We start from the raw sequence: 24,740 nt of genomic DNA, 5'->3' as shown, positions 1-24,740 counted from the left end.
GAAGGAGGAGCGGGATGCTGGATCAAAAAGAACGAAAGTACGAGAGTCTGACGCTCCGGGATCTTTATCTAAAGTGGCCTTACGGCCAGCTTCGCCTGGAACGGATCAAGATTATCCGCCATCCAGGGGATCACGCGCGAATGCTGCTGCGGGGCCTCTTGCCGGAGCATAACGGCGAGCAAATTGTCGAGCGGGCAAGCAGTGACGATCCTATCGGGTTATGGGGGCATGGCCGAGACGGCCGGCAGGACTATCCGCTGTTCCTCGGGCAGCTTCATCAGCTTGACCTGCATGAGGTGCAGAATAATCAATACGTGGAGCTGGTCGTGATCTCGCCTACATATCAACTGGATGTTGAGCGCAAAAGCCGCTCGTTCCAGCAGATGAATATGCGCTACCGCGAAGTCGTCGATGAGGTGTTATCGCCTTATCGGCACCAGCTTCAGGAAAATACGTTCGATACGTCGCGGTCCATCGGCAAGCTGCTGCTGCAGTACGAGGAAACGGATTGGGAGTTTCTGCAGCGAGTCGCTTCTCAAGCGGGGGCGGTGTTAACCCCGGATGTGGCCGGCCATGAGGCGCGGATCTGGATCGGAGCCCCGGCCGGATCGGGGCGGCTGAAACTGCCGGAAGGGACGGCTTACCGGATCGGACGCAAGGTTGACGCTTTCTTGACTGCGATTGCGGCGCCGAACGAAAGGCTGCAGGAGAGATCTTTTACCCGTTGTGTGGTCAGACTGGAGCAACTGCTGCAGTTAGGCGATCAGGTGGAACTGAACGGAATATGGTTTACGGTGATGGGCCTGGAAGCGGAACTACACAAGGGAATTCTGGAGTTTGATTATTTGTGCGCTCTTCCGGAAGGGATCCGGCAAAATCAGCGGTATAATCCGTATCTGGTCGGGCTTGCGGTTGAAGGCAAGGTCATCGGGGTCGCACCGAACAGGGCCAAAGTGCATCTGGATATAGATCAGGAGCAGGATGAAGCGGAAGCTGTCTGGTTCCCTTATTCTTCGCCGTTCAGCCACTTGCTGCATACGATGCCGCAGGTCGGGGCGCGGGTTAAGCTGTATTTTCCGGGAAAAGACGAAGACGACGCGATGCTGATCAATTCGGTGCGCACGCCTCTGTCCGCCGGCGGGGAAGCGGCCGCCAAAGCCAATCAGAAAATGGCCGATTCCACGGTAAAGTCGTTTACGACCAGCTATGGTAAGGATTTTATGCTGGGGCAGCAGGACATTTCTTTTACGGCCAAGGAGGGCTCGCTGTTCCTGTCGATTCATGAAGATACGGGGATAGAGCTGCATAGTGAACAGGATATCATCTGGATGGCGCCGGAGGAGATCGACTTTAGCGGATTTAAGCAGTTTCAGGCCGTCGCGGAGGAGGAGATCATCGTCGTCGGCAAGGGCGGCAGCGTGATCATTAACGACAATGTGGAAACATCCGGCGAGGTCATTGTGGCCGAGGGCCGGGATCGGCAGTCGTTTGCGAAGCTGACCAATCCGGAAGCCGAGCAGGCGAAGATCGATAAGGAGAAGGAAGGGTTTTGGGATAAGGTTCAAATGGGGCTGGACGTGCTTGGCATGTTGCCGGGCGTCGGCGCCGTATTTGATGTGATTAATGCGGGGGTTAGTCTGGCGCGCGGCGATTTTGTCGGCGCGGGGTTATCGCTCGTCTGTATGATTCCCGGGGTCGGAGACGCCTTTGGGGCCGCCCGCCTGGCGGGGAAAGCCGCCAGCAAGATCGGCAAAGCGGTGATGAAGGTTGGCGGCGAGAAAGTATTGAAGTTAGGCAAAAGCCAGATGGACAAGGTGCTCACGGCCGCGAAAAAGGTCATGGGTCAGACCGATGTCATTCAGAAGCAGGTCGCGGAAAAGCTGGCGAAAATGCAGGACGAGCTGGCGGAGAGAACGGGCAAGCTGGTGCAAGCGGCCTTGGAGAAATCCGGTTTGGATAAGGCGTTGACCGCTCTAAATCACAAGGTACTGGCTAATTTCAATTGCACGAAAAAGCTTAAGGATAAGTTTTGTCACTGGGGCTTTGAACCGGTGGACTTGATCACCGGGGCGATGATGAGCCAAGCGACCGACTTTGAATTCCCTGGCCCGCTGCCCTTGGTCTGGGAACGCCGATGGATCAGCGACAGCCGGTTCAGCGGATGGCTGGGCCATGGCGTGCATCATGCGCTGGATATGCGTTTAGCCGTGTTGAAGGAGGGCATCGGGGTACTGCTCGGCGATGGCCGGGCGGCGGCGTTTGAACTTCTGCATCGTGGCCGCGTGGAGACGTTTAACCGCTCCGAGCGGTTGACGCTGCGCCGTATGGGACACAACTATGCGATGTTTGAGCATGAGCGGCGGTTGACGTATTATTTTGCACCTGTGACCGGGAACGGGGGTTGGCGGGCACCTGCCGCGTTAGCCGACGGTTCGCCTCGGGGTATGGAAACGGGTTCGAAGGCGCAGGGGATGCTGCAAGCAGAAGCGAAGGAACAAGCTGAATCGAAGGTGTGGGCTATAACAGCAGGAGCGAAAGTAAAGGTCGGAGCGGGAGCCAAGGCGGAAGTTGAAGCGGATGTAGACACTGAAATGGAAAATGAAGTTTCCGTTCCGTACCAGTTGGTGCGGGTAGAAAATGAGCTCGGACAGCGCATTGAGCTGCATTATGACGAGCGGGGCTTTTTGCAGCAGGTCATCGACAGTGTGGGACGGGTGCTGGATATCACTACGGATACGGCGGGACGAATTACGAAGGTCACCCATTTGTACCGCACGAATCCGGACAGCCCGCTGAGCGAACGGCGCGAAGTGTTGGTGCAATACCGGTACAACGAAGCGGGTGATCTGATCGCCATTACGGACGCGCTGGGCCAGACGACGTATCAAACCTATGACCAGCATCTGATGACCGAGAAAAAGGATCGCAACGGGTATAGCTTCTACTGGCGCTATGACGGCCCAACCACGGGAGCGCGCTGCGTGCATACGTGGGGCGAAGACGGGCTGCTTGAAGGGCGCATCGCTTATTTTGACGGATACAACGAGGTGACGAACAGTCAGGGGCATACGACAAAGTATGAATATACGCCGGAGTATTACTGTACAGCGATCACCAACCCGCTAGGCGGCAGATACGAATATACCTATAGTGATACGGCCGACCTGCTGAGCGAAACAGATGAGAATGGCCGATTGACGCAGTATGTGTATGACGAGCTTGGACAATTGGTTCAGACGATCCAGCCGGACGGCGGCAGTTGGCAGTATATGTACAGCGAGCAGGGGCAACTGCTGCAAGTGACCGACCCGGAAGGCGGGAGCCAATCGTGGGATTATGATGAACAGGGGAGATTAAACAGGGTCGCTAGCGCGGATGGGACCGTGGCAACGTTCATGTACGATGAACGTCATCGGATTTGCGAGGTGCGGAACCCGCAGGACGCGGCGACGTTGCTGACGTACGACGATCACCATAATCTAACCCGAATGACGCTGCCGGATGGAACGAGTGCCGAGTGGAGCTACAATCACCGAGGAGAATGTTTGCAAACAACGAGTCCGCTGGGCGCAAATCAGTATTTTACCTACGATGCTTTGGGACGGGTAGTCCGGGCCGAACTGCCGGATGGCAACGTGGTCAAGCTGCAGTATAATGCGTACGAAGATGTCATCGTCGCGGAGGATTCCAAGCAGCGCGTTACGTTCGGGTATACACCGCTCGGACAAATGACCTGGCGCGAAGCAAAAGGCAAGCGGGTTGAGCTGGTATATAACAACGAGGAAGAGTTGACGGCAGTCGTTAATGAGCATGGGGAGCGGTATGAGTTGGAACGTGATGCCAACGGTGAAATCGTTCGAGAAACCGGGTTCGACGGCATCGTCAGACAATATGTGCGTAGTCCTGGCGGTGTGCTGGAAAGGGTAGAGCGTCCCGGCGGCCGGTGGACGGCATTCAGCTATGATGACATGGGCCGCATAACGCAAACAGCCTACAGTGACGATATGACCGAAACGTTCAAGTACAACCGGATCGGGGCTTTGCTGGAGACCACCAATCCGTTTGCCACGGTCAAGCTGGAGTATGATGCAACCGGCCATCTGATCCAGGAATGGCGCGACAAATATTGGATCGCCAGCAAGTATGATGAACTCGGCAACCGGACGGAAGTAATCAGCAGCCTGGGTGCTCGCATCAAGATAGACCGGGATATGCTGGGTCAGATTAGCCAGTTGCAGGCAGAGCAAAAAGTGCAGGAGCAAGAGCAGGCTGGTCACGGCCCAGCCGGAACGGGCATACCTTGGACTGCGGAAATGATCTATAACAAGCTGGGTCAAGAGATCGAAAGGCTGCTTCCCGGCGGAGTAGTGAGTAAATGGCAATACGATATTATCGGAAGACCGGAACGGCACAGTGTTAGTAGCGGTGGCCGCGAAAGCCGAAAAAGAAGGTATGCCTGGGATATCAATTACCGCCTGAAATCGCTGACGAACGAACTGACAGGTAAGGCGATCCGCTATAACTATGACGATTTCGGCACCTTGATCGGGGCTAGCGACGAGTTCGATAAAATCTTCCGCATGGCGGACGATGTAGGGAACTTGTACAGCAGCGGCCATCGCACGGACCGGAAATACGGCGCAGACGGGCGATTGCTCGAATTCCAAGGAACGAAATACAACTATGATGAAGAAGGCCAACTGATCGAAAAACTGGAGCAGGACGGCAGTCGCTGGTGCTATGAGTATTACGGCAACGGCATGATGAGCAGGGTCGTTCGTCCAGACGGCAAGGAAGTGGTGTTCACCTATGATAGCCTAGGACGCCGGATTGAGAAGCACTTCAACGGCGTAGTATACTGTTATATGTGGGATGGGAACCAAATTTTGCATGAATGGACAGCGGTGAGTAAGCAGGACAAGCATGAGGGAAAACTGGAGTTTGACTTAGCTGCACCTCAAGGAGCGGCAGAAAAATTTAGGTCCCTATTATCTCAACCTTCTCCACAAGAGCCCGACCCTACCACAATGACGACCTGGGTGTTTGAAGACGGAACCTTCCGCCCGGCCGCCAAAATCACGGCTAACGGTACGTACAGCATCATCACTGACCACCTGGGCACCCCGGTAGAAATGTATAATGAACATGGGGAACGAGTATGGTCTTGTCAACTGGACATTTACGGCAACGTCCAAAATATTTATCTCCAGGGCAAAAGATCCGATTGTCCGTTCCGTTACCCAGGTCAATATGAGGACGAGGAAACAGGCCTGTACTACAACCGCTTCCGCTACTACTCGCCGCATGAGGGGATGTATACGCAGCAGGACCCGATAGGGCTGGCAGGGAATAACCCGACGTTGTATGGGTATGTGGATGATCCGAATGTCTGGGTTGATGAGTTTGGGTTAGCCAAAACCCCAACGTATAAACTTCAAAAATTATGGAAAATGTTTACCGGAGAGAATGCATCTGGAGATATACATCATGGTTTTCCGGAACAATATAAAGATATTTTTAAACAAATGGCAGACATTGATGTTAATGATCCTAAATATTTTTACGATTTAAGCAAGAAACAACATACTAAAAAGCCTGGAATTCATACTAATAGTAGTAAGTTGGGTAAAAACTGGAATATTGTTTGGAAGAATATTTTGAATGAATCTAAAATTAAATTTTCAAATGCTTCAAAACAAGAAATGAAAACTTATTTTGAGATGGTTTTAGACAGTATGGCAAAGAAAAGTAAAATAAACTCCAGAAGTTCCACGTCAATTAAAAATTATTCGTATAAGAGGTGAGACTGTGTTTAAAAAGAGAAGCTTTGAGGAAATAGTAAACGGATTGCAAAGAAGAAAAAACTCAATTGCTGTTAGCGAATTATTTCCGAAGGAGTACTTATGGGTTTGTGAAAATTTAGCTGATAATAAAATATCCGAAGACTGCATTCTCCTTTCGTATGAAAAAGCAAAACAGTATAACAAAGATTATCGTAAAGATTTTACTGAATTTGACGAAAATTTTTGGATATTTGGGGAAAGCGGACAAGGGGATCTATGGTTAATTAATTTAAACAATAATTTTAATAGTTTGATTTATTTCTATGATCATGACATTGGAGATTTTCTTTCTGAACATGCATTGAATTTAAATATAAATTTAGAAGAATGGTTTATATTGGCTGATCTAATATCACAAATGGAAGGACTTATAGATACACAAGCCGACATTTATTTTGATGAATATTTGAACCTTAAGGCCGAGTATAGACAAGAGCTGCTTACTGAAATTGAAGAAATAAAAAAAGGGTTATCGAGTATTTATCCATTTGAACTATAAACCTTTTAAAGTCACAAAAATAATTCAAATGAGCGCGGGGTATACTGAGTTTGACTTACGTGGGGTGGTTGATTATTCCAGCACGGAGTCGGAGGTCTATCTCGTGCTTTTTTTATGTAATCTACATATACACTTTCGATAAATAATGACATTATACTGTGATGATTTATGGGTTGTGACACAATACACAGATGAATAATAGGACTGCCTTATGTTGCATTTTATAGTGTAATAGACCTATATAGAAAACGAGTATTATGGTAGAATTTCCTATTAGAAGAAACAGGATAATACTACGAATGGAGGATTTTTTATGCATATATCCAGTCTGAAAATCAGGAACTTTAGAAACTTCAAGAGAGCTAACTTTATTTTTAAGGAAGGCGTTAATACAATAATAGGTGCCAATGGATCGGGAAAAACAAATGCCTTGTTTGCACTTAGACTCATAATAGACGATAGTTTACCAAGATCGTCTACAAACCTGCTCGATACGGATTTTAACCGTTCTCTTTTGAATTGGCGTGGGCATTGGATTGTCATTAGTCTGCATTTCGATAACCTCTCTAATGATGATTCGTCTCAAGCCCTCGTTTTTCAGGGTACGCATACAACTGAAAATAGCGGTTCATTAAATCTTTACTTTAGGCCAAAGTACGAAGTTCGTAAAAGATTATTTGAAATGAGTCAGGAATTTGTGGAAGATGAACAGTTTTTAGAGTACCTCTCATCTATAAAAATTAATCAGTACGAATCAGTTTTATATGGGAGAGGATTAGCTGACTTTAGTCAGGATGATGTATATACAACGTTAGTTGGTGACTTCTCTAGTTACAATTTTCCTAATCCAGATGAAGAAGATAATAGTCTCCTTGGCACACCTGCTAACCAATATGTATTTAAAAATGATTTTGCTTGTACATATGCTAAAGCCCTAAGAGACGTAATAGGGGATTTGAAAAACCCACGAACATCACCGTTGCTTAGAATGCTAAGTAACTTAAACATTAATGAAACAAGCACTGAAACTGTCAGTAGAACGATAAAAGATTTAAATTGGCATATAACTAACTTACCAGAAATTAGAGAATTGGCAGATGGAGTTTCTCAGTCATTACATAAAACAGTTGGTTACACTTATGCGCCTAGAATCGAAATCAACTCAAACTTATCTGATGATTTCAAAAATACTTTAAGAGCATTAAATATAAAAGCTGGTGAATTTGCAGGTGAAGACTATATTGGTGATTTATATGAAATGAGCCTGGGTGGGGCTAACTTGCTTTACTTAGCTCTGAAACTCGAGGAGTATAATCGACTTGACCATGAACAAAATAAAGCAGCTCATTTCTTGCTAATAGAAGAACCCGAAGCTCACTTACACAACCATATCCAAAAAACCTTATTTCAAAAATATCATGACCATGAAAACACCCAAATTATATTAACGACTCATTCAAGTCATATTTCTTCATCGTGTTCACTCGATTCCGTAAATATTCTATATGTTGAGGACAATTGCTGTGAAGTTTCACAACCTAGTAGTGGATTGGATGTCGACGATGTAAAAAGAATTGAACGTTTTTTAGATGCCACAAGATCGACATTGCTATTTGCAAAGTCTGCGATTTTGGTTGAGGGCGATGCTGAATTAATACTCATTCCTGAAATGGTAAAGAAGGCATTTGGAATTACGTTGGATGAAATAGGAGTTAGTCTAATTAATGTTGGGAGTACACAATTTACAAATTTAGCAATCCTGTTCTCTAAAGAACGAATTAGAAGAAGATGTGCTATAGTCACGGACAATGATATTTCAATCGTACCATTAAATGACGAAACGTATGCGGATAAAGAATTTCAAAAAAAATGCAAACAATCGCAAGAGTCTGGAGAAGAACGAAGAAAAAAACTTGATGAGTTTTGCCAGGACAATAGTTTTATTTCGGTATTTTATGCAACTAATACATTTGAAGTGGAATTACTTAAGGAAGGAAATAGAAACGTTATAGAAAATGTTATAAGAAAAGATATTTACAAACGAAAAACGGATCAAGATAGTTCTGTTGAAAAAATAAATAGCCCGGATCTGAGTGTTTACGGGAAAGAAATTCTGCGTTTAGCAAATAAAGAAGGTAAAGGATGGTTAGCATTAGCTATTGCAGCTAGGTCAGATAAGAATGTTGTATTTCCTGAGTATTTACTAGAAGCGTTAGCATTCGTTGCCACTTTACAAAAAGATCAAATTACATCGGTTATTAAACATCATTTGGGGAATGGGTATAAAAGCTTTATTAGCACAGTTAAGATGCTTTACGGAGAGAAACCAACTGAGACGGAGATTATTGAATCATTTTGTTCACTTCATAAAGATAGTATGGTAACTAAGTTTATCACTTTGATGGGGAGGGGATAGTTTGATTCTCCTTAATACATTAAGCACTGAACAAAGGGAAATCGTCGAATTTAATGATAACTTGCTAGTTATTGCTTGTCCCGGTAGTGGGAAAACAAGAACGCTTGTAGCCAAATTAATCTATGAGGGGATGAAACTAAAGAAAAATGAGAAAGTCGCTGCAATAACGTATACAAATTTAGCTGCTGAAGAAATAGAGCTTAGGCTTGAGGCTAACTTTGTCGATAATCAATTTTATTGGGGTGGAACGATACATTCTTTTTGTACAAATTGGATAATTAAGCCCTTTTCTCATGTTCTCGATGAATTAAAATATGGATACTCCTTTTTGGACGAAGACGATGTTCAAGAAATTACTGATAATATTATGGATACCCTAAATTTAAGAAATATAGATTTTAATACTCGACGTAATCAAAATGGAGATTTTATAAGCATTAATGATGAAAACGATTTAATACTTAAAGAATACGACCGCAAGCTAAAGAAAGAAAGACTTGTTGATTTTGACTTAATATTATTTTATTCCTATAAGATATTAAAGAAAAACACCTCGATAGCGAAGAACTTATCGACTATATTTAAATGGATTCTTATTGATGAGTATCAAGATACTCAAGAATTGCAGTACTTAATAATTGGTGAAATAATAAAAGCTGGTTATAATGAAACGAAACTGTTAATTGTAGGAGACCCGAACCAAGGAATTTATCAGACATTAGGTGGGGTTTCAAAAACAAAACAAGAAATTGTTGAATGTATAGGTGGCTATCAAATTAATGAGAAAAGTTTAAATGGTAATTATAGGTCTACTCAACAAATTATTAATATCTATAAAAATTTTCAAATTTATGGAGATTCAATAGAAGCAAAGGGCAAGAATAAAGATAATACTTCACTTATTTCTTTTAATAGAGATGTAAAAGTAGAGAGTTTAGCCCAGTATATCAGAAACCTAATTTATGAATTACATAATAGTAAAGGTATACCGTATAATGAAATAGCTGTGATAGCTCCACGATGGCAAGAATTAATAAATATGGCAAGATCAATAAAACAATTAGATCCAAATTTACCTTTAGATGCTGCTGGACTATCTCCACTTTACAGAGATGATAATAATTTATTTTATCATCTTGCAAAACTACTCTTATCCACTCCAGCACCAGATAAGGTAATATTGCGCATGAGATGGGCAAATGTTCTACTCGAGTCTTTGGAAGAAAAATTACCGCAAATATCTGACTCAAATCTCAGTCCGCAAAAAATTTTAAAAGTAATCAACTCATTTTCTTCTTCCAGTGTATTGGGGATAGAGTACTTAAAAGAAGGTTTTTCGTATTTCTTTAACAGGATAAATATCGACATTAATTTGTTTTCAAATTTGGTGTTGGAACTGAATGAATTTGAGAAAAAGTGCATCAAAAGGCAGACAAGAAATGGTATAGGGGATTCGATTGCTATATATAAGAATGGATTTGCAAAATCGGGAGGAATAACATTTATCACCACTCATAAATGTAAAGGACTTGAATTCGATACGGTAATTGGATTTTGTTTATTATGGGGATACCTTCCTCATTGGACCAACATATTCTCACATGAAACAGATGAAAATGAAATATCAAGAAAGTTACTTTACGTCCTCTCATCAAGAGCAAAGAATAATCTGTTTTTGATTGCAGAGTCAGGTAGAAGAACAACTCGAGGCACACCTTACAACGCAAATCGTCATTTAATTGAGGTCTTTCGTTAGTAGAAACAAAAGGTTTTCACATTAAAAGAGGCAAGTAAATCATGAAAAATAATGATTACTTGCCTCTTTTTAAAATATTGTATATTTCGAAAATGTTCTTAATTCTGAAATATCACTTTCATTTATCAGTGAATATCTAAATCAGCTTTTTTTCGGATGATTATCTGATACAAATAGTGTTAAAAACAATAAAAAAATTATATGAATATACTACCTGAAACACTCGAAAAATCTGAAAAATTCAAAACTACAGAAATAAAAGTAGGTGAACTTGATTTTAAAATATTAAGTTAGGTCGGGATATCGAAAGGGTTAAAGGAAGATATATGTAACTTTCAAAGAAAGAACTTGTTAAATTATTCGTAAATGCAGAACAGTACATGCTAGAGCAGTATCGGATTTGGATAAGATCTCAGTTTGAGTCGTATAAATAACTAAAAGAACGTTTGTTTAGTGTAATAACATAAGGCACTAGTTGCCGCTAATGCCAGGCGAACTCGGGTAATTGTACCATATTTATGAGTAGCGTTATGTTGTTGGTTTAGAATTTCAGGATTATATATAATTCCTTCAGAGATATGTAGATCATTATTATCAAAGGTTGTTTTGAAATAGTCCATCGGTTTCCGGTGGATATTTTTCTTTTGCAGTAAACAAGAACTAAATATATAATTATATATACCTATTTCAGTAATTATTGCCAGTTATTTAGGCGATTTGACTTTAAGGGAAGGGGTCAGTAAGTGGAATTAAAAATTCGTAATAAGTTAACTCGATTTACAATTAACAACACAATTGATGACGTAACCTTAAAGAAAATAACAAGATTGAAAAAACTTGATCTTTCAACAGTATCCTTTGCGGATCCGTATGGAATGATATTGCTGTTACATCTTTTTGATTATTTAAAAGGTATCGATGAAATTATTTTTCCAGATAATGTTGCATTAACTTATTTAGAACGTGTGGGATTCTTCTCGAACGTGACCTCATATATTCGATTAAATCAAGAAATTTTAGATCTTAATGAGAAAGTGGTTAGAAATAATAACAATACTTCAATGCTGGAAATAACTAAAATTTCAAATATGAATGATATAGTTCAGGTACTAAACAAAGTAAACAATCAAACAGGAATAATTTTGGAAAAAGAATTGTATTACAATTTCGATGATACAATTGATTTCCTGACTATTTTGTCAGAGCTTCTTAATAATATAACACGACATAGCAAATCTTACGGTTATGTTTGTGCTCAAGTTTATAAATACCCAAATTCCAATAGAAAATTTGCGTCAGTCTGTATTTCAGATAATGGAATAGGAATAAAACAATCAATAAATGAAAGTAAATATATTGGGGCTACCAATTGTTCAGATAGATCAGCATTAAGAATTGCAATTATTGATGAAGTAACAAGTAAAAAAAATGGGGGATGTGGATATAAAGGTATTAAAGAAAAACTAAAAAAATTCGGCGGTTCACTTTATGTTAGATCTGGTTCAGCCGAGATCCTTATTAGTGGAAAAAGTAAGCCTAAAATCACCGACAGGCGTTCTTCATTTTATGGGACTCAAATTGAGCTTATACTTCCACAGAGGTAGTTATTGACATATAGATAAAAATAACGTAAGCTTGTACATAAGGTGTTAAATAAAATATGTTTAAAGGGTGCGCCGAAATGAATACAAATATGACTATCATCGATGTTGGAGTAATAAGTCGAAATATCATTGGTTCCGATCTTATGTTTCTCCGTGAACAAGGCGCAAAGATTCGTGCTGCTATAGAACCATTGATACATAATGCTGAACATGATGTTGTTGCACTTGATTTTTCAAATGTAAAAGCCTTGGATTTTTCATGTTCTGATGAAGTTGTTGTCTTTTTTCAAGAACATGTAAACAATTTGAAGGGTAAGGGGCTTGTTCTTCAAAATTTATCTAAGAATCACATTGAAAACATATTAATTGCTCTTGATCGAAAAAAACAAGCAATATGGTATTACAACGGATCATATTGGACATTATTAGGAGAAAAATTGCCTAAACATCTGACTGAATTAGCTCAAGTAATTAGAGAAAAGAAAACAATAACTGCTAGGCAACTCGCCGATGAATTAAATGAGGATATAAACAGTCAAAGTACAAAATTAAAAAAGTTGTATGATCATGGTTTAGTGCGACGCATCGAAGAGAAATCTTCTGAAGGAGCACAATATATTTATAAATCATTAGTTTGATCCTACTAAAAGTGGGATCAAAAATTACATAATGGTTTAAATAAAATCTGTTTAAACCATTATGAGAAGGAGTAGAAATATGCGGGAAGAAAAAAACCGTCAGCCTGTTAGAGGACCAACGGTCAAATAGTTTTGCAGCAGTGATAGCCGCAAATTAAGACCTTCACCTGAGAAATGATTGGTTTTAATTTTATCATTGTCGTTGGCCTCTGACAAGAAAAATATCAGAGGTGTTGTGTAATGTTAGTTTGTACTCCATATATTACTCTTAAGAATGGGCAAAAACTTTATGCTCATGAAAAAGGTCTCGAGGTTTTTTGCTTTGAGGTTTCTGAAGAGCAGCATAAAAAATACTTGGAGAAAAAAGATAAAAGAAATAGCAAATCATCAAATATAACTAAAGATAAAGTTAAAGATAAAGATACTGAGTAAGGCATTTAGTTTAAAGGTTTTGTGCGGCCAAAACCTATTTTGTTTGAAAGAAGGCAACTAATAAATGGCAAAAAATACTGGAGAGGGCTTCCGTCGTGGCGCTGTAGATAAACGTTCGCAGTTTCAAGGACCTAATGGTAACTATATAAAGAGAGATGTTGAGACAGGACGATTTTTAGACCAAAAAACATCTGGTGGAAAATTTAAGGGAGTGAGAAAAGAGAAATGAATTTTAGGGCCCGGCCGAACATCGACCGGGTTATTTTTTTAGGAATCACGCGCTACTTTTAAGATGTAAAAAAATATCATATTCTTGATAATCTACTGCCCCCTTCCCCTTAGGGACACATCCATTACTACTATCCATTACTACTAAACCCAAACACGTCCACTTCCGTATTCGGATCATACACATACCCATACAACGTCGGGTTATTCCCCGCAGCCTATCGGGTCCTGCTGCGTATATATGCCCTCATTAGGCGAATAGTAGCGGAAACGGTTGTAGTATAGACCTGTTTCCTCGTGCTTATATTGACCCGGGTAACGGAACGGGCAATCGGTACTTTTGCCCTGGAGATAAATATTTTGGACGTTACCGCAAATGTCCAGTTCGCAAGACCATACGCGTTCCCCATGTTCATTATACATTTCTACCGGGGTGCCCAGGTCGTCGGAGGTTTTCCTATTGAAATATTATATCCATTTGATATGAAAATGGCTAATATTGAATTATTAGGAAAAGAATATAGGTGAGAATCTGACTGGTGATCGTAAGATCCATGTTGCTTCCCTGATCTGCAGATATACCTTTCTAAATCCCAATAGAGCCTGTTTGCTAAAGTAAACGTTCTTGTCACCTTTACGAACTACTCGTACTAAAGCTTTATTCATATCTAAGTTGAGAAGTATCCAACCAGCCCGGGTCCGCGCATAGTCTATCTTTATGTATTCGCCCAAGCTGCTGCTTACTTCCGTCAGGTTGCCAAGTCATACCTTCTGGTGATCCGATATTTATCCCACCATTCCTGGATCAAACTGCCGGTTGCATTATATTTCAGCCCAGCGATCGGATTGCTTATATCACTAGTACCTATCACCTGGGCAAATACATACAATACTCCAAAAGAGAATGGATAGTTAACCGAAATAGGGTCGAAGTCGGTGAATGCCCAGAATGTGTGCTTTCAGATCAGCATCCCGGTCTACTCGTTTCTCCCTCTGTTTATTTAGAAGTTGGTGGGATACGAACGGCGGCATAGTTGATTCGCCCCCTTTTTCACACCAACGCTTAAATCCTTGCCTAGCAACACCATGGCCAGGAGAGCAGTCATACACTCCGTGAAGGCTTCTTTCCATTCCTATACACTGCGCAGAAGCGGATGGTAACTGAGCAACGTTTCCAATCGCTTTCTTTACCAAGGGATTCTGCGGGCAGATTGAGCAGACGATGGTTGGATTATAGATCGGCTTTCGTCCGAGGTGACAGGGAGTTCTGGACGGTTTTCCGAATCTCCTGCACACTTTCAATCACATAGCCATGGACGTGGAAGCGATCGGCGATGCGAACCGCATTCGGAAAAAATTTGCGAATCCAGGTGTGGTATACCTGAGCTAAATCCATCACCACGGCCTCGGTATCCAGCAAAAGGAAGCCGGGATATTGATTGGCATAGAGGCAAGGGGACCCTCCAACTTGCAGTTGGGAAGCAGAACCAGCATAGCTTCTACTCTCTGGTTGTGGATGCCTGTGTTACAGGTGTGCCCTTTCTTAATGGCAAAGTCACTGACACCTAAAACCAGGTCCTTAGTTTTCTGTGTCTTTCCAAACTTGCTTATAGATCTGCTCGTATTCTACGGGGACTGCCTCATTATCGATGCGTTGTACTGTGCTCGCTGGTGCTTATTGCATCCGGGCACTATGCGCAGAGATGAACCTAGGGCTTGTTCGAAAGCCTGGGGGCCGGAGGGCCTGCTGTAACGCTGCTTGGGGCCGACGAAAGCGAACCAATGTTTCAGCACGTGAAATAGTCGATCTTCTCAAACGCGCCAAGATGGCGGACACTGCTCACGCCATTATTTTCTTTCCAATTAACCGGCTGGGCGGATCCGCAGCAGGAAGTATCTATGCTCTTTTATAAAAGCATAGATTTCTTTTTATTTAAGTAATTATTCATATTTTCTCTTCGGATAAGACTTGATTGTACGCAAAATACTAGCTATATACAGGTAATTGTTTGATTTTGAGAAAAGAATAGCTTCAATATTTCTTCTCCAAATCCATATATAAGATGACAAGAGAATAGCAAAAATAAATAACAGGATATTTTTATCGATATCAGACCAGTTCAAGGTTTTGCTTACTGTTGCATTCCAAAATGGGAATAAGAACGCAGAGAAAATCGCGAAAGGCAACCATTTTTGTTTCCGGATGGTTTCGCTCTTTTCAGTGTAATGTCCAATCAAATAATCAATGTAATCACAATCTAATTTTCTTTCATTCTTTAAAAACTCATACACAGCGTCACAACGGACAGAAAAGAGAATATCTGTATTGAATTTGATGGAGAGTCTACTGACTAGAAATGAGAGGTCACTATACTTTCTTTTTACATGCAAGTTTGATGATACTCCTGTAGCAATCAAACAAAAGATTCCGATCAACAGAAGTCCTGCGAAAGCTGGGCCATAATAAGTAGGCGGATCAACATCCTTAACAGCTATGTTGATGGTACTTAGCGTAACAAGAATAATAAGAATACACAATGTGATAATTCCAATAACTTCAAAGACAATGGCCCGCTTATCCATTATGATTGACCATCTAGAATTTTCCTTAAAGCAGATTTTATATAATTTCTGCTTCAACTTTTGGTCTTTAACCGAATGTTTTGTCCCATCAGATACAGAGATTCTGTTCCTGGATCTACTTCTATTTCTAAAAGTTCTTGAGTTTTTACTCATTGGCATCCCTCCTATATTATTTATCGACTCAAAATCAAATTTATGTAATTCAGGAAATAATGACCAAGGAATGTATTAAGGCAGCAGGCATAAGCGTCGTGTGAATTCTGGACGTAAATTCCTATGACGCAAAAGATTGCGAATGGTCTTGAAATAGATACATAATTAATTTGAAAACAAAGCCAGCATGACCAGAAGGGGGAACGACCTTGAGCTGAAGGTTCAGGAAAATGTGGTTAATGGCAAAATTCAAACGACAGAGCCAGGGGAGAAATGGATAACGGAGATCACCTGGGATATGTTGGGTCAGATTAGCCAGTTGCAGGCGGAGCAAAAGTGCAGGAGCAAGAGCCGGCTGGGCACGGCACATCCCCAGCCGGGGGAGCATTTGTCATGATTGGCAAACGAAACGAGATACATAAAATTGTACTAAAATGGGTTATTATCGGAGTTGCAGCATAATGTCATCCGCATATGATAAAGTATAGAGATAAGGAGCAGTGATTAGAAGAGACTCCTTTATACAATAATCGACTAAGAGCTTACAGAATGAGACCGTTAGCTTCAAGATTTGATACACTTCCCCTTGGCTCCCCCCCTTCCGGAAGATGTGTGAAGCCCTTATACGCCTTGCGTTGCTCGTTAATAGAGCATTGCAGGCTTTTTTGTATTTTATAGAAAATAGATCGAGGAGTATGCGGAATATTTAATGCTATGGGGGTCCTAATTCATTCCGTTAGGAATTGCTATTCATTTAATTAGAGGTATATTTACTTAGCAATTTCTGATAAACGGATGCGTTGATTTTGTCATCAAATAAATCGTGCGAATTCTCGCCAAACATCAAGTTATTATTCATGCTCTCCACATAGGGACGAATGTTTTTTGGGACGCACAGCGCCAAAGAATAGACCTCAATTTCTTTGCACCGCTGCATTGCCCGATAAAATACCGGCAATTCATACGGCATTGCCGAGCCGCAGAGGATACGTATATCTGAATTTACAAACGTTTCGGGTAACATCTTTTCGCTAAGAACACCACAATCGATCACAATAAAATTGTATTCCCGAGTCAGCTCATTAGTAAAATAGAGATGGTTGCCTTCAATGACGTAAGCGTTCCCTTCTTGTTCAGGTTGAAAGAGTTGCACAATATGCGCCAGATGCTTGCTCACATTTGCTTCCACATAACAAGCAGAGCCTCCATGATGGTTGATCCAACACATCAAATTCATTGCGGTCGTTGTTACCCCTACGCGCCTGTCGCTTCCGGCAATGGCGATCCTAATATTGGTACATTCAAAGCGGTATTGTCGTTCTTCAAAAGTGAAAAGGTTCGGTTCATTGACTTCCAAGATAGATGGAGCAGGGGAGATAAACCGCTGCATCCCCTGTTCAGAAAAGCACTCTCGGATTTCTTCCCGCAATGGATCAATTTCTGCGGCCGAAGCGATATTCGTAATGCCAGCTTGTATCAACTGCTGCAGGAAAGAAGTGTTTTCTGAAAGCCCGATCGCAATAACAATAACACGAATTTCGTACATCGTTTGAAATGATAATAGCGCCTGTACCATTTCCTCATCGGATTCCAGGATCGCTTTTCGATCAATAGCTACAAATCGTACATGGATGAAATGCCGCATGTCTTTGACCACAAAAGAAAGGAGCGAAAACTGTCCAATCAGTTTCTTTACCGGTAGATTTTGCTCCTGCTCTATCATATCCAATAAATTGACGTGATCGTTACTGGTCAGATACAAAATCATGGTCAGCCTTCCTTCATAAACAATAAAATCGTCCCGACAACCACAAGGGCGACGTAGAGGAAAAGCTCAAGAAGCTGTTTCTTTTTATCCAACTTTTATCGCCCTCCCGCTGTTCCCATATAAGCAAACTTATACTCGGGAATTTCAAAATGAACATGCATTCGTTTGGAGCCGATCATGAGCAAAGCGTGTTCGCGTTTTTTACTTGCCAATAGTTCCTCTTCCGCTTCAGTCAGGTTGTATAGCTCCCGTGTTTCTTGCAGGTTTTTCCCATCGGTTCCCATCAGTATTTTGATGCAAGGGATGTCAAGCAAGGCTTGTCCGTACATTTTGACCTCGGGGGCAAGAAAGTCAACGACACTGTGGGAGATGATCGCAAGGCCCGCCTCGTATTTCCGGGCGCGCTTTTCAACATTTCGGAGGAAGACGAGGCTTTGCGGTACGTTCGGGTCGATCATGAGGTAAGATTCATCGCAGATGAGCAGTACCCGCTCATTCCGATCCCGTGACATCTGTTCCCAGCACCAGGACAATAGGTTAAAATACTGCGTTCGTTTAATGTTGTCGGAGGTATTTTGTAATGTGTGGGTATCCAAACAAATGCAGCGGCTGCGGGTTTGAATGGTACTATGGCCGTTCCACAGAAAAGCGTCTCCGCCGCGGGCAATATCATGCAGCAGCAGTGACAACTCTTTATAGATTTCATCGCCGTGCTTTTCTTCTTTGGCTTGCAGGAGTTCGTACAGATCGGAGAATGTAGGAAAGTCGGTGTTGCGTAACTGGCTAATGTCGGTATTCCAAGTGATTTGGAACTGATTATATAGTTCAATCAGGCATTGTTTGAGAACGGCTTTCTGCATCATCGTCAAATCGGGGACGTAAAGGTTAAAAAAGATCTCCAAGTTTTTCAAATGCAGCGCCAAATCAGACATTCCGTTGCCTTCGTCCTTGTAGAGCGGGTGCGGTTCGTCTTCATCGTCGCGGGGAGCGGGGCGGATTTGCAACGGATTGATTTTTCCGCCTGCTCCGCCGCCCGCATTAATCCAGTCGCCGTTCAGCCGCTGGCATAACTCCTTGTACTCGGACTCCGGGTCGATAAAAATAATTTTGGTTCCCTTCATGTATTCACTAAGCGCGATATGTTTAACAGCCGTTGATTTGCCGACGCCGGCCACACCCATGACGACGATATTGGAGTTAGTCCGATCACCTCCCCGTCTCCAGAGATCGACGATCACCAATCCGCCGTTCGTATCTCTAGCCAAATAATATCCGGTTCCGTCATTAAAACCGGAGCTGGCAAAAGGAAAACCGCCGACAAAGGAACTCATCGGCATGATTTTGTCCAGCACCTGCTGAATCTGTTCCTGTGCGGGGTACAACGGGGAGAGGTGTTGGAAACTTTCTTTTTGCAGATGAGCCAGCGTGCGGATTTTGCAGCGCATCATGCTGAATGTGTTTTCCACACGCCGAAAGGCGCGCGTGAACAATCTTTCTTCATGGGCAAACGGCATGACGACTAAATTCATGAGTCCTACCGTCTCGCCGTTTTGGTCGATTTGCAGCATAATATTCTCGCCGTCAACCGCCGCCTTTTCGGCCCGTTGCCTTGTGAGCGGGTCTTTGGCGGTATCGGCGAGACTGCGGTTTTGCGTGATTGATTTAGAGATGGCATTTATCAAGGTGCTGTTATCGATAGGGTGGAAACCAATAGCCACCATTGTCGCGGGAAGGTTGGTCAGCGTGGACAGCCAGCCAATCTCAACTTTTTGCGGATATTGGATCACACCGTAAACTTTGGCTGATTCTTCTCCGACGGTCAGACCGTTCCGGGCAAAGGAAAGGCCCATGGGGGTGATCGCATTTAAAAGAGAGGCATTGACGCTTTGCTCAGGTATTTTTGTACTCATTGGACATATTACTCTCCTTACTTATGGATAATCCAAAACGGACCGCCGGCACCGGCGTTCTTCCGGGCTTCCTTTAGAATGATGGAGAAATCCCATGCCTTTTCGCTGCGTTTCTTGCTTGCTGGGTCCGCAACCAGGATTTGACCGTCATCCGTAACGCCGCGCAGGACGATAAAATGGCCGGAGGAAGTGAAGTGGCCTTTGCCCATGATGGCGATGACCAATTTGCCGCTAGCCAGGGCGTCGATGATTTTTTGTTGCTCTTTGGCCGTAGCTCCATCTACTTTTAAACCGAAATGTCTGGCTCCGTCGGGAATCAAGCTATGGTAACTGCCGGTCCCTTCCGCCAAATAGCCGTTATCATAGGCCCATTTGGACATGGAAACGGGATCGACGGTTTTATCCGTAAGCGTGGACACGACTATCGCCAGTGATGTCGGCCCACAACCGGCAACCCCAATCGTATCGCGAGGGCCATAAGGCTTATCCGCCCAACGCGAATCGAGCTGGTTGTAGTACACCACCTCGCGGCTGCCGTCTTTGAACACAACACCTTCGTATTGCTGGCCGTAGCTCTCCCTGTAGCTGTCATCGTCTTTTTGAACCAACTGCGTGTACCCGTAATCGGTTCGCATTTCATCTACAACGAACGCTTCATCTTCGGTCAGCCAAAGTTTGAGCGTTTCAAGAGGCGAGGTCAGCAGTTGTAGCACCATGGCAGCAAGCAGCAAGAAAGCCACGGCTGGAGCGATGATCAACATCAATATTTGCTTGCGGGCTTGTTCATCTTGAGCGACTTTTACAGCCAGATGTGCCAGCAGTTTTGCCGTTGTCGGGTCCAACCATCACGCCTCCTTTCGTACCAGAAACGGAATCGCGTTCTCCGGTTCGTCGAGGTCCAGATGCGTATAGGACGGATTGTTGACCAGATTACATAATCGAACGATTTCTTGTTGTTTCAAAAGATGAGCCTGTACTTGGGCGTCTTCAAAATGCTGAACCAGCCGCTTGGCTTTCTCCAAAAGCTCCCGTTCGCCGCCTGTGTCCTGCTTTTGCCAGATTGCCAGATAAAATTGACGCTCCACCACCTCGCCCGATAACGCTAAAGCGTTCATTTCCAGCACTTCATGGCGCAGCAACTCCTTTTGTGTGGCGTCGGCAGCGGGAAGCAGGGAGGACAGATCGTTGATCAATGGCGAAATGTCAACCGGCCGGCTGACTGCTAGAAACTTGAAGGGAAACCGGATAGAGGAGAGTTCAGCCGTTAATTTGCGAATTAGCAGCCGCTTTTCGGTCAAGCTTAGTAAATCCAGACTGATCGGGAAAATACGCAGGTAGCAGAGCAGGTAGCTGTCCTTGGTGTAGAGAAAATGACCGTGAATATCTCTGACATTGACAAATTGCTGAGCCGTTTGCACCGCGAGATCCGCCGTTTCTTTGGAGCGGCGTTTGCCATGACGGAGAAAAAAGAAAGCTGCTCCTCCGCCGAACAGGCAGAGAAGCAGCATGAGGATTGGCAGCAGCATGTTCGTAGCACCATCCTTTCGCTATTTGTTTTTTTGTGGGGCGATATGCCAGTCGGAAAACAGGTTGCCGGAAATGGTTATCGGGGTTTGAAGTTGTAACGTAAGCATGCCGTCGGGCGTCCATGCATCCATTACCCGGGTGATTGGAGTGTACGATCCGTCCGGGTACCAAATAGGGGTGAAATGCACGCGGCTCTCATAAGTGGAAAAGTCATTGGGCTTCAGCCAGAAGCTGACGTTATATCCGCCCGTTTTCAGATCGTGCAGCCGCCAATACGACTGATATAGAAATTCGGGAAAGTAGGATACGGCAGTTTGCGCGCCAGTGATATGGCTGCCAGGTGCATTCGAAGATAAGATGGTGGACGTGCGGAGATCAATACCGTATCCGGATTTGAGGAAATTGGTTGTTGAGGGGGATTTGGAGTCGGGGAGAATGGATTGCGATGCAGACAGCGTGGCGAAATAATCTGTCCAATCGAATTCCCACCAGCCGTGACCTTCCCCATCCGAATGCCAATGTGCCGACCAGACGCCCCAAGAGGAAGATGTCTTCGTAGTGTAGGAGGGGACGGAGGGTTGGCGGAAGCTGTCATTTCGATCCGTAGCTTTGGGGTCGGGCGGTACATTTTGATTGAGATCGACAATGGAGGCGGTAATGGAGGTAGCATTCAAATTTCCGGTGGAGGAACTAACATGTATGGAAAGAGCCTGCGGTTTGCTAGGTGTACGCCACTTCATCCAAACAAGCTGACTTTCTCCTTCCGGAATGACGATATCGGTTACCTTATAGCTGCTTCCCAAGATGCGGAACGTCACGCTGGCCGGGGAATCGGGTGTGATCTGGTCTGAGGTCGAAAGCCATACGGAAGTAATGACGTCGGTGTTGGTTCTGTACTGGAAGTTTTTTTGGCTAGGCGGAGGCGTCACTGGCGCCTCATTAAACCGTACAATACCAAGCCCTAGGGAAGTGATGATCTGGTGATTGCTGACCCGACCGCTGGTAGATCCGTTCCAAGCGGGATATCCCAGGTCAGGAGTTTCCAAAAACATCGCCAGAGGTAAGTTTTGATGTGTAAGGCTGACCATTTTGGAGCGCAGACCGCCATTCAGGAGTTGATCGTACAAGGCCGCTTCGTGAGCTGTCATCCCCATAAAACCGCCTTGAAACGTGAAATATGCAATCGGCTCCAGAAGGAGTTTGTAGTCTCCGCTCGTCAATGTGTTGTAATCGATTCCGGTATCATTGGCGACCATTTTGACGGCGCCTTCTGAACAAAAGTACCTTTTGATAACCTCAATGTCGGTAACTGAATCGCCGGAGCTGATGATTTTGGGGAGGGGGACAGCGGGCTGTTTGTACTTGTAGCTATCATTGTAGGGGGTTAATCGGCCGTGGTTTTGGTATTGTATCTTACTGACCTTCCCGAAGTGAAATAAATTATTAGGTAACGTCTTGTTCGTATAGTCGATTGGGTTAGAGACTACGGCTTTATCACTTGAGCGGATGACGGTGATTCGTACCCCATCATAACCAGGAGTCCATTTATTTTGAGATGTTCCTGAACCCATTCCACCCCCGCCGTTATCGATATTTCCGTCACCGTCAGCAAAAACCCAAGTTGCACTAAAGGAAAGGGTGATTACAGAAATGATGAGAAGGATGAGTGTCCGCTTCAACACACAGTCGCCTCCAAAAATCAAAGGAGCACAGGTTTTTACCTGTACTCCCTGAAGTATTATTATAGATTTCGACTAGTCCATGGTCCCCACTTGCTTATCCCAATCCCCGTCCGATTCGCTCTTACTACCCTGATTAGGCTCTCCTTTTTCAACCCATCCAAATCCGGGGAAATACACCTTTCCGCTGCTATTTTGCTCGCCTACCTTAGGCTCTTCCTTCGGTTTGCTCGGCTTCGTTTCCTGATCATCATTTTTCGAAGGAGAGACCGGGGATTGCGGCTTGTCTGTTGTTTGTGGCTTGGATTTTGGTGGTTTTGTCGGTTTTGGCGTAGACTCTGGTTCGGTAATCGGAACTTCAATGTGCTGAGGGCCCTTTTCCGGCTGCAGGATAGGTGATTCAGTAATTGTTGGTTCCTGTTCGGGTTTTACGTCTGACACTTTAGGTAAAGAACTTGGTTGCTCAGTTTCGGGAGAATTCGATGTTGAATCTTCCGGTATAACAATGGGAGTGGGAACAGAAGGGGAAGGAGTTGCATTTGTTACGGGTTCAGTTTGAACTGGTTTATCCGATGAGAGGCCCATGGCCCAAATTCCGATGGCCCCAAGAACTACGATCCCGCCTGTCACTAGCCAAACTTTTCGCTTCATACGGATTCATCTCCTTTTACGTTAGAAGATCAAGAAAAGGAATGATTTCACTTTTATTATACTGTATAAATCTGTAAATTCCAACTCGAACCGTGGTATGATTTGTCGTTAAAATCGCGGTCTATATACGGCTTGCACATTCAAGTCGGCTTGCATGGGGGGCAAATGGCCCCAACCAAAAGAGAGCGGAACCGTCAAATGTATCTTCGCCTCGGCGGTGAATTGGCGGGCCGAGCCTGGCGATGCCGGGGCAAAAGGTGAATTGAGAATCTTTACATCAAGTCCGGAAATGCTGTATTCGATTCGATCTGAGGACTTACGAACGTACGCAGTCCCTTCTTGCATAAGCCCCAGATCACGACGAATTCGGCCATTAATATCGCCGGCCGACCATAGTTCCCGCCACTCGTTCCCGGACCGGCTAAAAGCACCGGAGTAACTTTGACGCAAACTACTGTAAATATGGCTGTAGTTTTCCGTCGCGACAGCAATAATGGCGCTTTGAGTGGTGCCTCGTACCTGTGCGGCGATGATAGTTAACCGAAAATATTCAAAAATACCGCAGGAGAGAAGCATGATGAATAATACGACGGTCACCGCAAACGGGTATCCGCTGCCGGATCGGTTGTTCCAAAGAAGGTTCATTTCCAGTATACCTCGGACTTTCCGGTTGCGGTGGCCGACAGTTCGATGGGGAACGAACCGAAATTCCCAAACAACCCAATGTTAACGTTCGTTCGAAGGATGACCGTCACTTCCTCGTTAATTTGAATCCTTCCGGTTTTGCTCCATTCGATGGCAGGATCTACCCCGGTTTGTTCTTGCAGTTCTTTTATCCGCTGCGACGTTTCCGGTCCGATTCTGCCAGCAGTTTCTGCTTCGCGCGTCAGTTCATCGGCGAACGTGTTAAGCTGCTGTTGTGTTATAAATACCGGGAACACTTTGATCGCAAGGGCGATACACAGCAGCGCAACGAGTACGATAACAACCACATCGACATACCCTTCTCCACGGCGGGAGGCGATCACTCGCTTCATAGAAAGCCTCCTTTCT

19 protein-coding genes are annotated in these 24,740 nt (G+C 44.0%); 8 read left to right on the top strand and 11 right to left on the bottom strand.

Going from position 1 to position 24,740, the window contains the following annotated elements; genetic code table 11:
• Nucleotides 1-14 precede the first annotated feature (14 nt).
• The 8 genes from DYE26_RS11775 to DYE26_RS33400 all read left to right on the top strand — a co-directional run bounded on the left by DYE26_RS11775 (nucleotide 15) and on the right by DYE26_RS33400 (nucleotide 13,417).
• Complete coding sequence (locus tag DYE26_RS11775) at nucleotides 15-5,804, top strand: DUF6531 domain-containing protein (protein ID WP_051985573.1); 5,790 nt, start codon at nucleotides 15-17, stop codon at nucleotides 5,802-5,804.
• Nucleotides 5,805-5,808: 4 nt separating this feature from the next.
• A complete protein-coding gene (locus DYE26_RS11770; RefSeq protein ID WP_051985572.1) occupies nucleotides 5,809-6,342 on the top strand; it encodes a hypothetical protein in 534 nt (177 codons plus the stop codon).
• Between the two features lie 313 nt (nucleotides 6,343-6,655).
• Nucleotides 6,656-8,758 (top strand): ATP-dependent nuclease, encoded by a 2,103-nt coding sequence (locus DYE26_RS11765; protein WP_036624188.1) that lies wholly within the window; start codon nucleotides 6,656-6,658, stop codon nucleotides 8,756-8,758.
• Between the two features lies 1 nt (nucleotide 8,759).
• Entirely contained in the window at nucleotides 8,760-10,514 is a 1,755-nt protein-coding gene (locus DYE26_RS11760; RefSeq protein ID WP_051985571.1) for a UvrD-helicase domain-containing protein, read from the top strand.
• Nucleotides 10,515-11,257: 743 nt separating this feature from the next.
• Nucleotides 11,258-12,118 carry an ATP-binding protein gene (locus DYE26_RS11755; protein WP_036624187.1) on the top strand — a complete coding sequence of 287 codons (861 nt, stop codon included), beginning with the start codon at nucleotides 11,258-11,260 and terminating at the stop codon, nucleotides 12,116-12,118.
• Between the two features lie 77 nt (nucleotides 12,119-12,195).
• Nucleotides 12,196-12,756, top strand: a complete 561-nt coding sequence (locus tag DYE26_RS11750; protein WP_127463415.1) for a helix-turn-helix domain-containing protein — start codon at nucleotides 12,196-12,198, stop codon at nucleotides 12,754-12,756.
• 240 nt (nucleotides 12,757-12,996) lie between these two features.
• Nucleotides 12,997-13,188: a hypothetical protein gene (locus tag DYE26_RS11745; protein ID WP_036624185.1), complete on the top strand. Its 192-nt coding sequence runs from the start codon at nucleotides 12,997-12,999 to the stop codon at nucleotides 13,186-13,188.
• A gap of 64 nt (nucleotides 13,189-13,252) precedes the next feature.
• The gene (locus DYE26_RS33400) at nucleotides 13,253-13,417 is read left to right on the top strand and encodes a hypothetical protein (RefSeq protein WP_164815214.1); all 165 of its coding nucleotides are present in this window, start codon (nucleotides 13,253-13,255) and stop codon (nucleotides 13,415-13,417) included.
• A 203-nt stretch (nucleotides 13,418-13,620) separates the two neighbouring features.
• On the opposite strand, the gene DYE26_RS34540 is transcribed toward DYE26_RS33400, so the two are convergent.
• The 11 genes from DYE26_RS34540 to DYE26_RS11685 all read right to left on the bottom strand — a co-directional run bounded on the left by DYE26_RS34540 (nucleotide 13,621) and on the right by DYE26_RS11685 (nucleotide 24,724).
• Nucleotides 13,621-13,839 (bottom strand): RHS repeat domain-containing protein, encoded by a 219-nt coding sequence (locus DYE26_RS34540; RefSeq protein ID WP_172531697.1) that lies wholly within the window; start codon nucleotides 13,837-13,839, stop codon nucleotides 13,621-13,623.
• An 808-nt stretch (nucleotides 13,840-14,647) separates the two neighbouring features.
• Entirely contained in the window at nucleotides 14,648-14,812 is a 165-nt protein-coding gene (locus DYE26_RS11735) for a transposase (RefSeq protein WP_082207860.1), read from the bottom strand.
• Between the two features lie 545 nt (nucleotides 14,813-15,357).
• Complete coding sequence (locus DYE26_RS11730) at nucleotides 15,358-16,152, bottom strand: hypothetical protein (protein WP_036624184.1); 795 nt, start codon at nucleotides 16,150-16,152, stop codon at nucleotides 15,358-15,360.
• A gap of 754 nt (nucleotides 16,153-16,906) precedes the next feature.
• Nucleotides 16,907-17,920 carry a hypothetical protein gene (locus tag DYE26_RS11720; RefSeq protein WP_240534158.1) on the bottom strand — a complete coding sequence of 338 codons (1,014 nt, stop codon included), beginning with the start codon at nucleotides 17,918-17,920 and terminating at the stop codon, nucleotides 16,907-16,909.
• 95 nt (nucleotides 17,921-18,015) lie between these two features.
• Nucleotides 18,016-19,830: a VirB4 family type IV secretion system protein gene (locus DYE26_RS11715; protein ID WP_036624182.1), complete on the bottom strand. Its 1,815-nt coding sequence runs from the start codon at nucleotides 19,828-19,830 to the stop codon at nucleotides 18,016-18,018.
• A gap of 17 nt (nucleotides 19,831-19,847) precedes the next feature.
• Entirely contained in the window at nucleotides 19,848-20,672 is an 825-nt protein-coding gene (locus DYE26_RS11710; RefSeq protein ID WP_036624181.1) for a C39 family peptidase, read from the bottom strand.
• Between the two features lie 3 nt (nucleotides 20,673-20,675).
• Nucleotides 20,676-21,356: a hypothetical protein gene (locus tag DYE26_RS11705; RefSeq protein ID WP_036624180.1), complete on the bottom strand. Its 681-nt coding sequence runs from the start codon at nucleotides 21,354-21,356 to the stop codon at nucleotides 20,676-20,678.
• Between the two features lie 21 nt (nucleotides 21,357-21,377).
• Nucleotides 21,378-23,039, bottom strand: a complete 1,662-nt coding sequence (locus DYE26_RS11700) for a DUF8193 domain-containing protein (RefSeq protein ID WP_240534157.1) — start codon at nucleotides 23,037-23,039, stop codon at nucleotides 21,378-21,380.
• Between the two features lie 72 nt (nucleotides 23,040-23,111).
• Nucleotides 23,112-23,687: a DUF6550 family protein gene (locus tag DYE26_RS11695; protein ID WP_051985570.1), complete on the bottom strand. Its 576-nt coding sequence runs from the start codon at nucleotides 23,685-23,687 to the stop codon at nucleotides 23,112-23,114.
• Between the two features lie 108 nt (nucleotides 23,688-23,795).
• A complete protein-coding gene (locus DYE26_RS11690) occupies nucleotides 23,796-24,332 on the bottom strand; it encodes a hypothetical protein (protein WP_036624179.1) in 537 nt (178 codons plus the stop codon).
• Nucleotides 24,329-24,724, bottom strand: a complete 396-nt coding sequence (locus DYE26_RS11685) for a DUF4320 family protein (protein WP_036624178.1) — start codon at nucleotides 24,722-24,724, stop codon at nucleotides 24,329-24,331. Before DYE26_RS11685 ends, DYE26_RS11690 begins: the two co-directional genes overlap by 4 nt.
• Nucleotides 24,725-24,740: the final 16 nt, after the last annotated feature.

Source organism: Paenibacillus macerans, from assembly GCF_900454495.1.
Taxonomy (GTDB): domain Bacteria; phylum Bacillota; class Bacilli; order Paenibacillales; family Paenibacillaceae; genus Fontibacillus; species Fontibacillus macerans.
This window is presented reverse-complemented; position numbering and strand designations above follow the sequence as displayed.

What these genes read in the sequence shown, in the direction of transcription:
- DYE26_RS11705 (WP_036624180.1), bottom strand. Translation starts at nt 21,356, where the DNA reads ATGCTGCTGCCAATCCTCATGCTGCTTCTCTGCCTGTTCGGCGGAGGA.
- DYE26_RS11775 (WP_051985573.1), top strand. Translation starts at nt 15, where the DNA reads ATGCTGGATCAAAAAGAACGAAAGTACGAGAGTCTGACGCTCCGGGAT.
- DYE26_RS11745 (WP_036624185.1), top strand. Translation starts at nt 12,997, where the DNA reads ATGTTAGTTTGTACTCCATATATTACTCTTAAGAATGGGCAAAAACTT.
- DYE26_RS11735 (WP_082207860.1), bottom strand. Translation starts at nt 14,812, where the DNA reads ATGGATTTAGCTCAGGTATACCACACCTGGATTCGCAAATTTTTTCCG.
- DYE26_RS34540 (WP_172531697.1), bottom strand. Translation starts at nt 13,839, where the DNA reads ATGTATAATGAACATGGGGAACGCGTATGGTCTTGCGAACTGGACATT.
- DYE26_RS11750 (WP_127463415.1), top strand. Translation starts at nt 12,196, where the DNA reads ATGAATACAAATATGACTATCATCGATGTTGGAGTAATAAGTCGAAAT.
- DYE26_RS11720 (WP_240534158.1), bottom strand. Translation starts at nt 17,920, where the DNA reads ATGATTTTGTATCTGACCAGTAACGATCACGTCAATTTATTGGATATG.
- DYE26_RS11690 (WP_036624179.1), bottom strand. Translation starts at nt 24,332, where the DNA reads ATGAACCTTCTTTGGAACAACCGATCCGGCAGCGGATACCCGTTTGCG.
- DYE26_RS11685 (WP_036624178.1), bottom strand. Translation starts at nt 24,724, where the DNA reads ATGAAGCGAGTGATCGCCTCCCGCCGTGGAGAAGGGTATGTCGATGTG.
- DYE26_RS11715 (WP_036624182.1), bottom strand. Translation starts at nt 19,830, where the DNA reads ATGAGTACAAAAATACCTGAGCAAAGCGTCAATGCCTCTCTTTTAAAT.
- DYE26_RS11695 (WP_051985570.1), bottom strand. Translation starts at nt 23,687, where the DNA reads ATGAAGCGAAAAGTTTGGCTAGTGACAGGCGGGATCGTAGTTCTTGGG.
- DYE26_RS33400 (WP_164815214.1), top strand. Translation starts at nt 13,253, where the DNA reads ATGGCAAAAAATACTGGAGAGGGCTTCCGTCGTGGCGCTGTAGATAAA.
- DYE26_RS11730 (WP_036624184.1), bottom strand. Translation starts at nt 16,152, where the DNA reads ATGAGTAAAAACTCAAGAACTTTTAGAAATAGAAGTAGATCCAGGAAC.
- DYE26_RS11765 (WP_036624188.1), top strand. Translation starts at nt 6,656, where the DNA reads ATGCATATATCCAGTCTGAAAATCAGGAACTTTAGAAACTTCAAGAGA.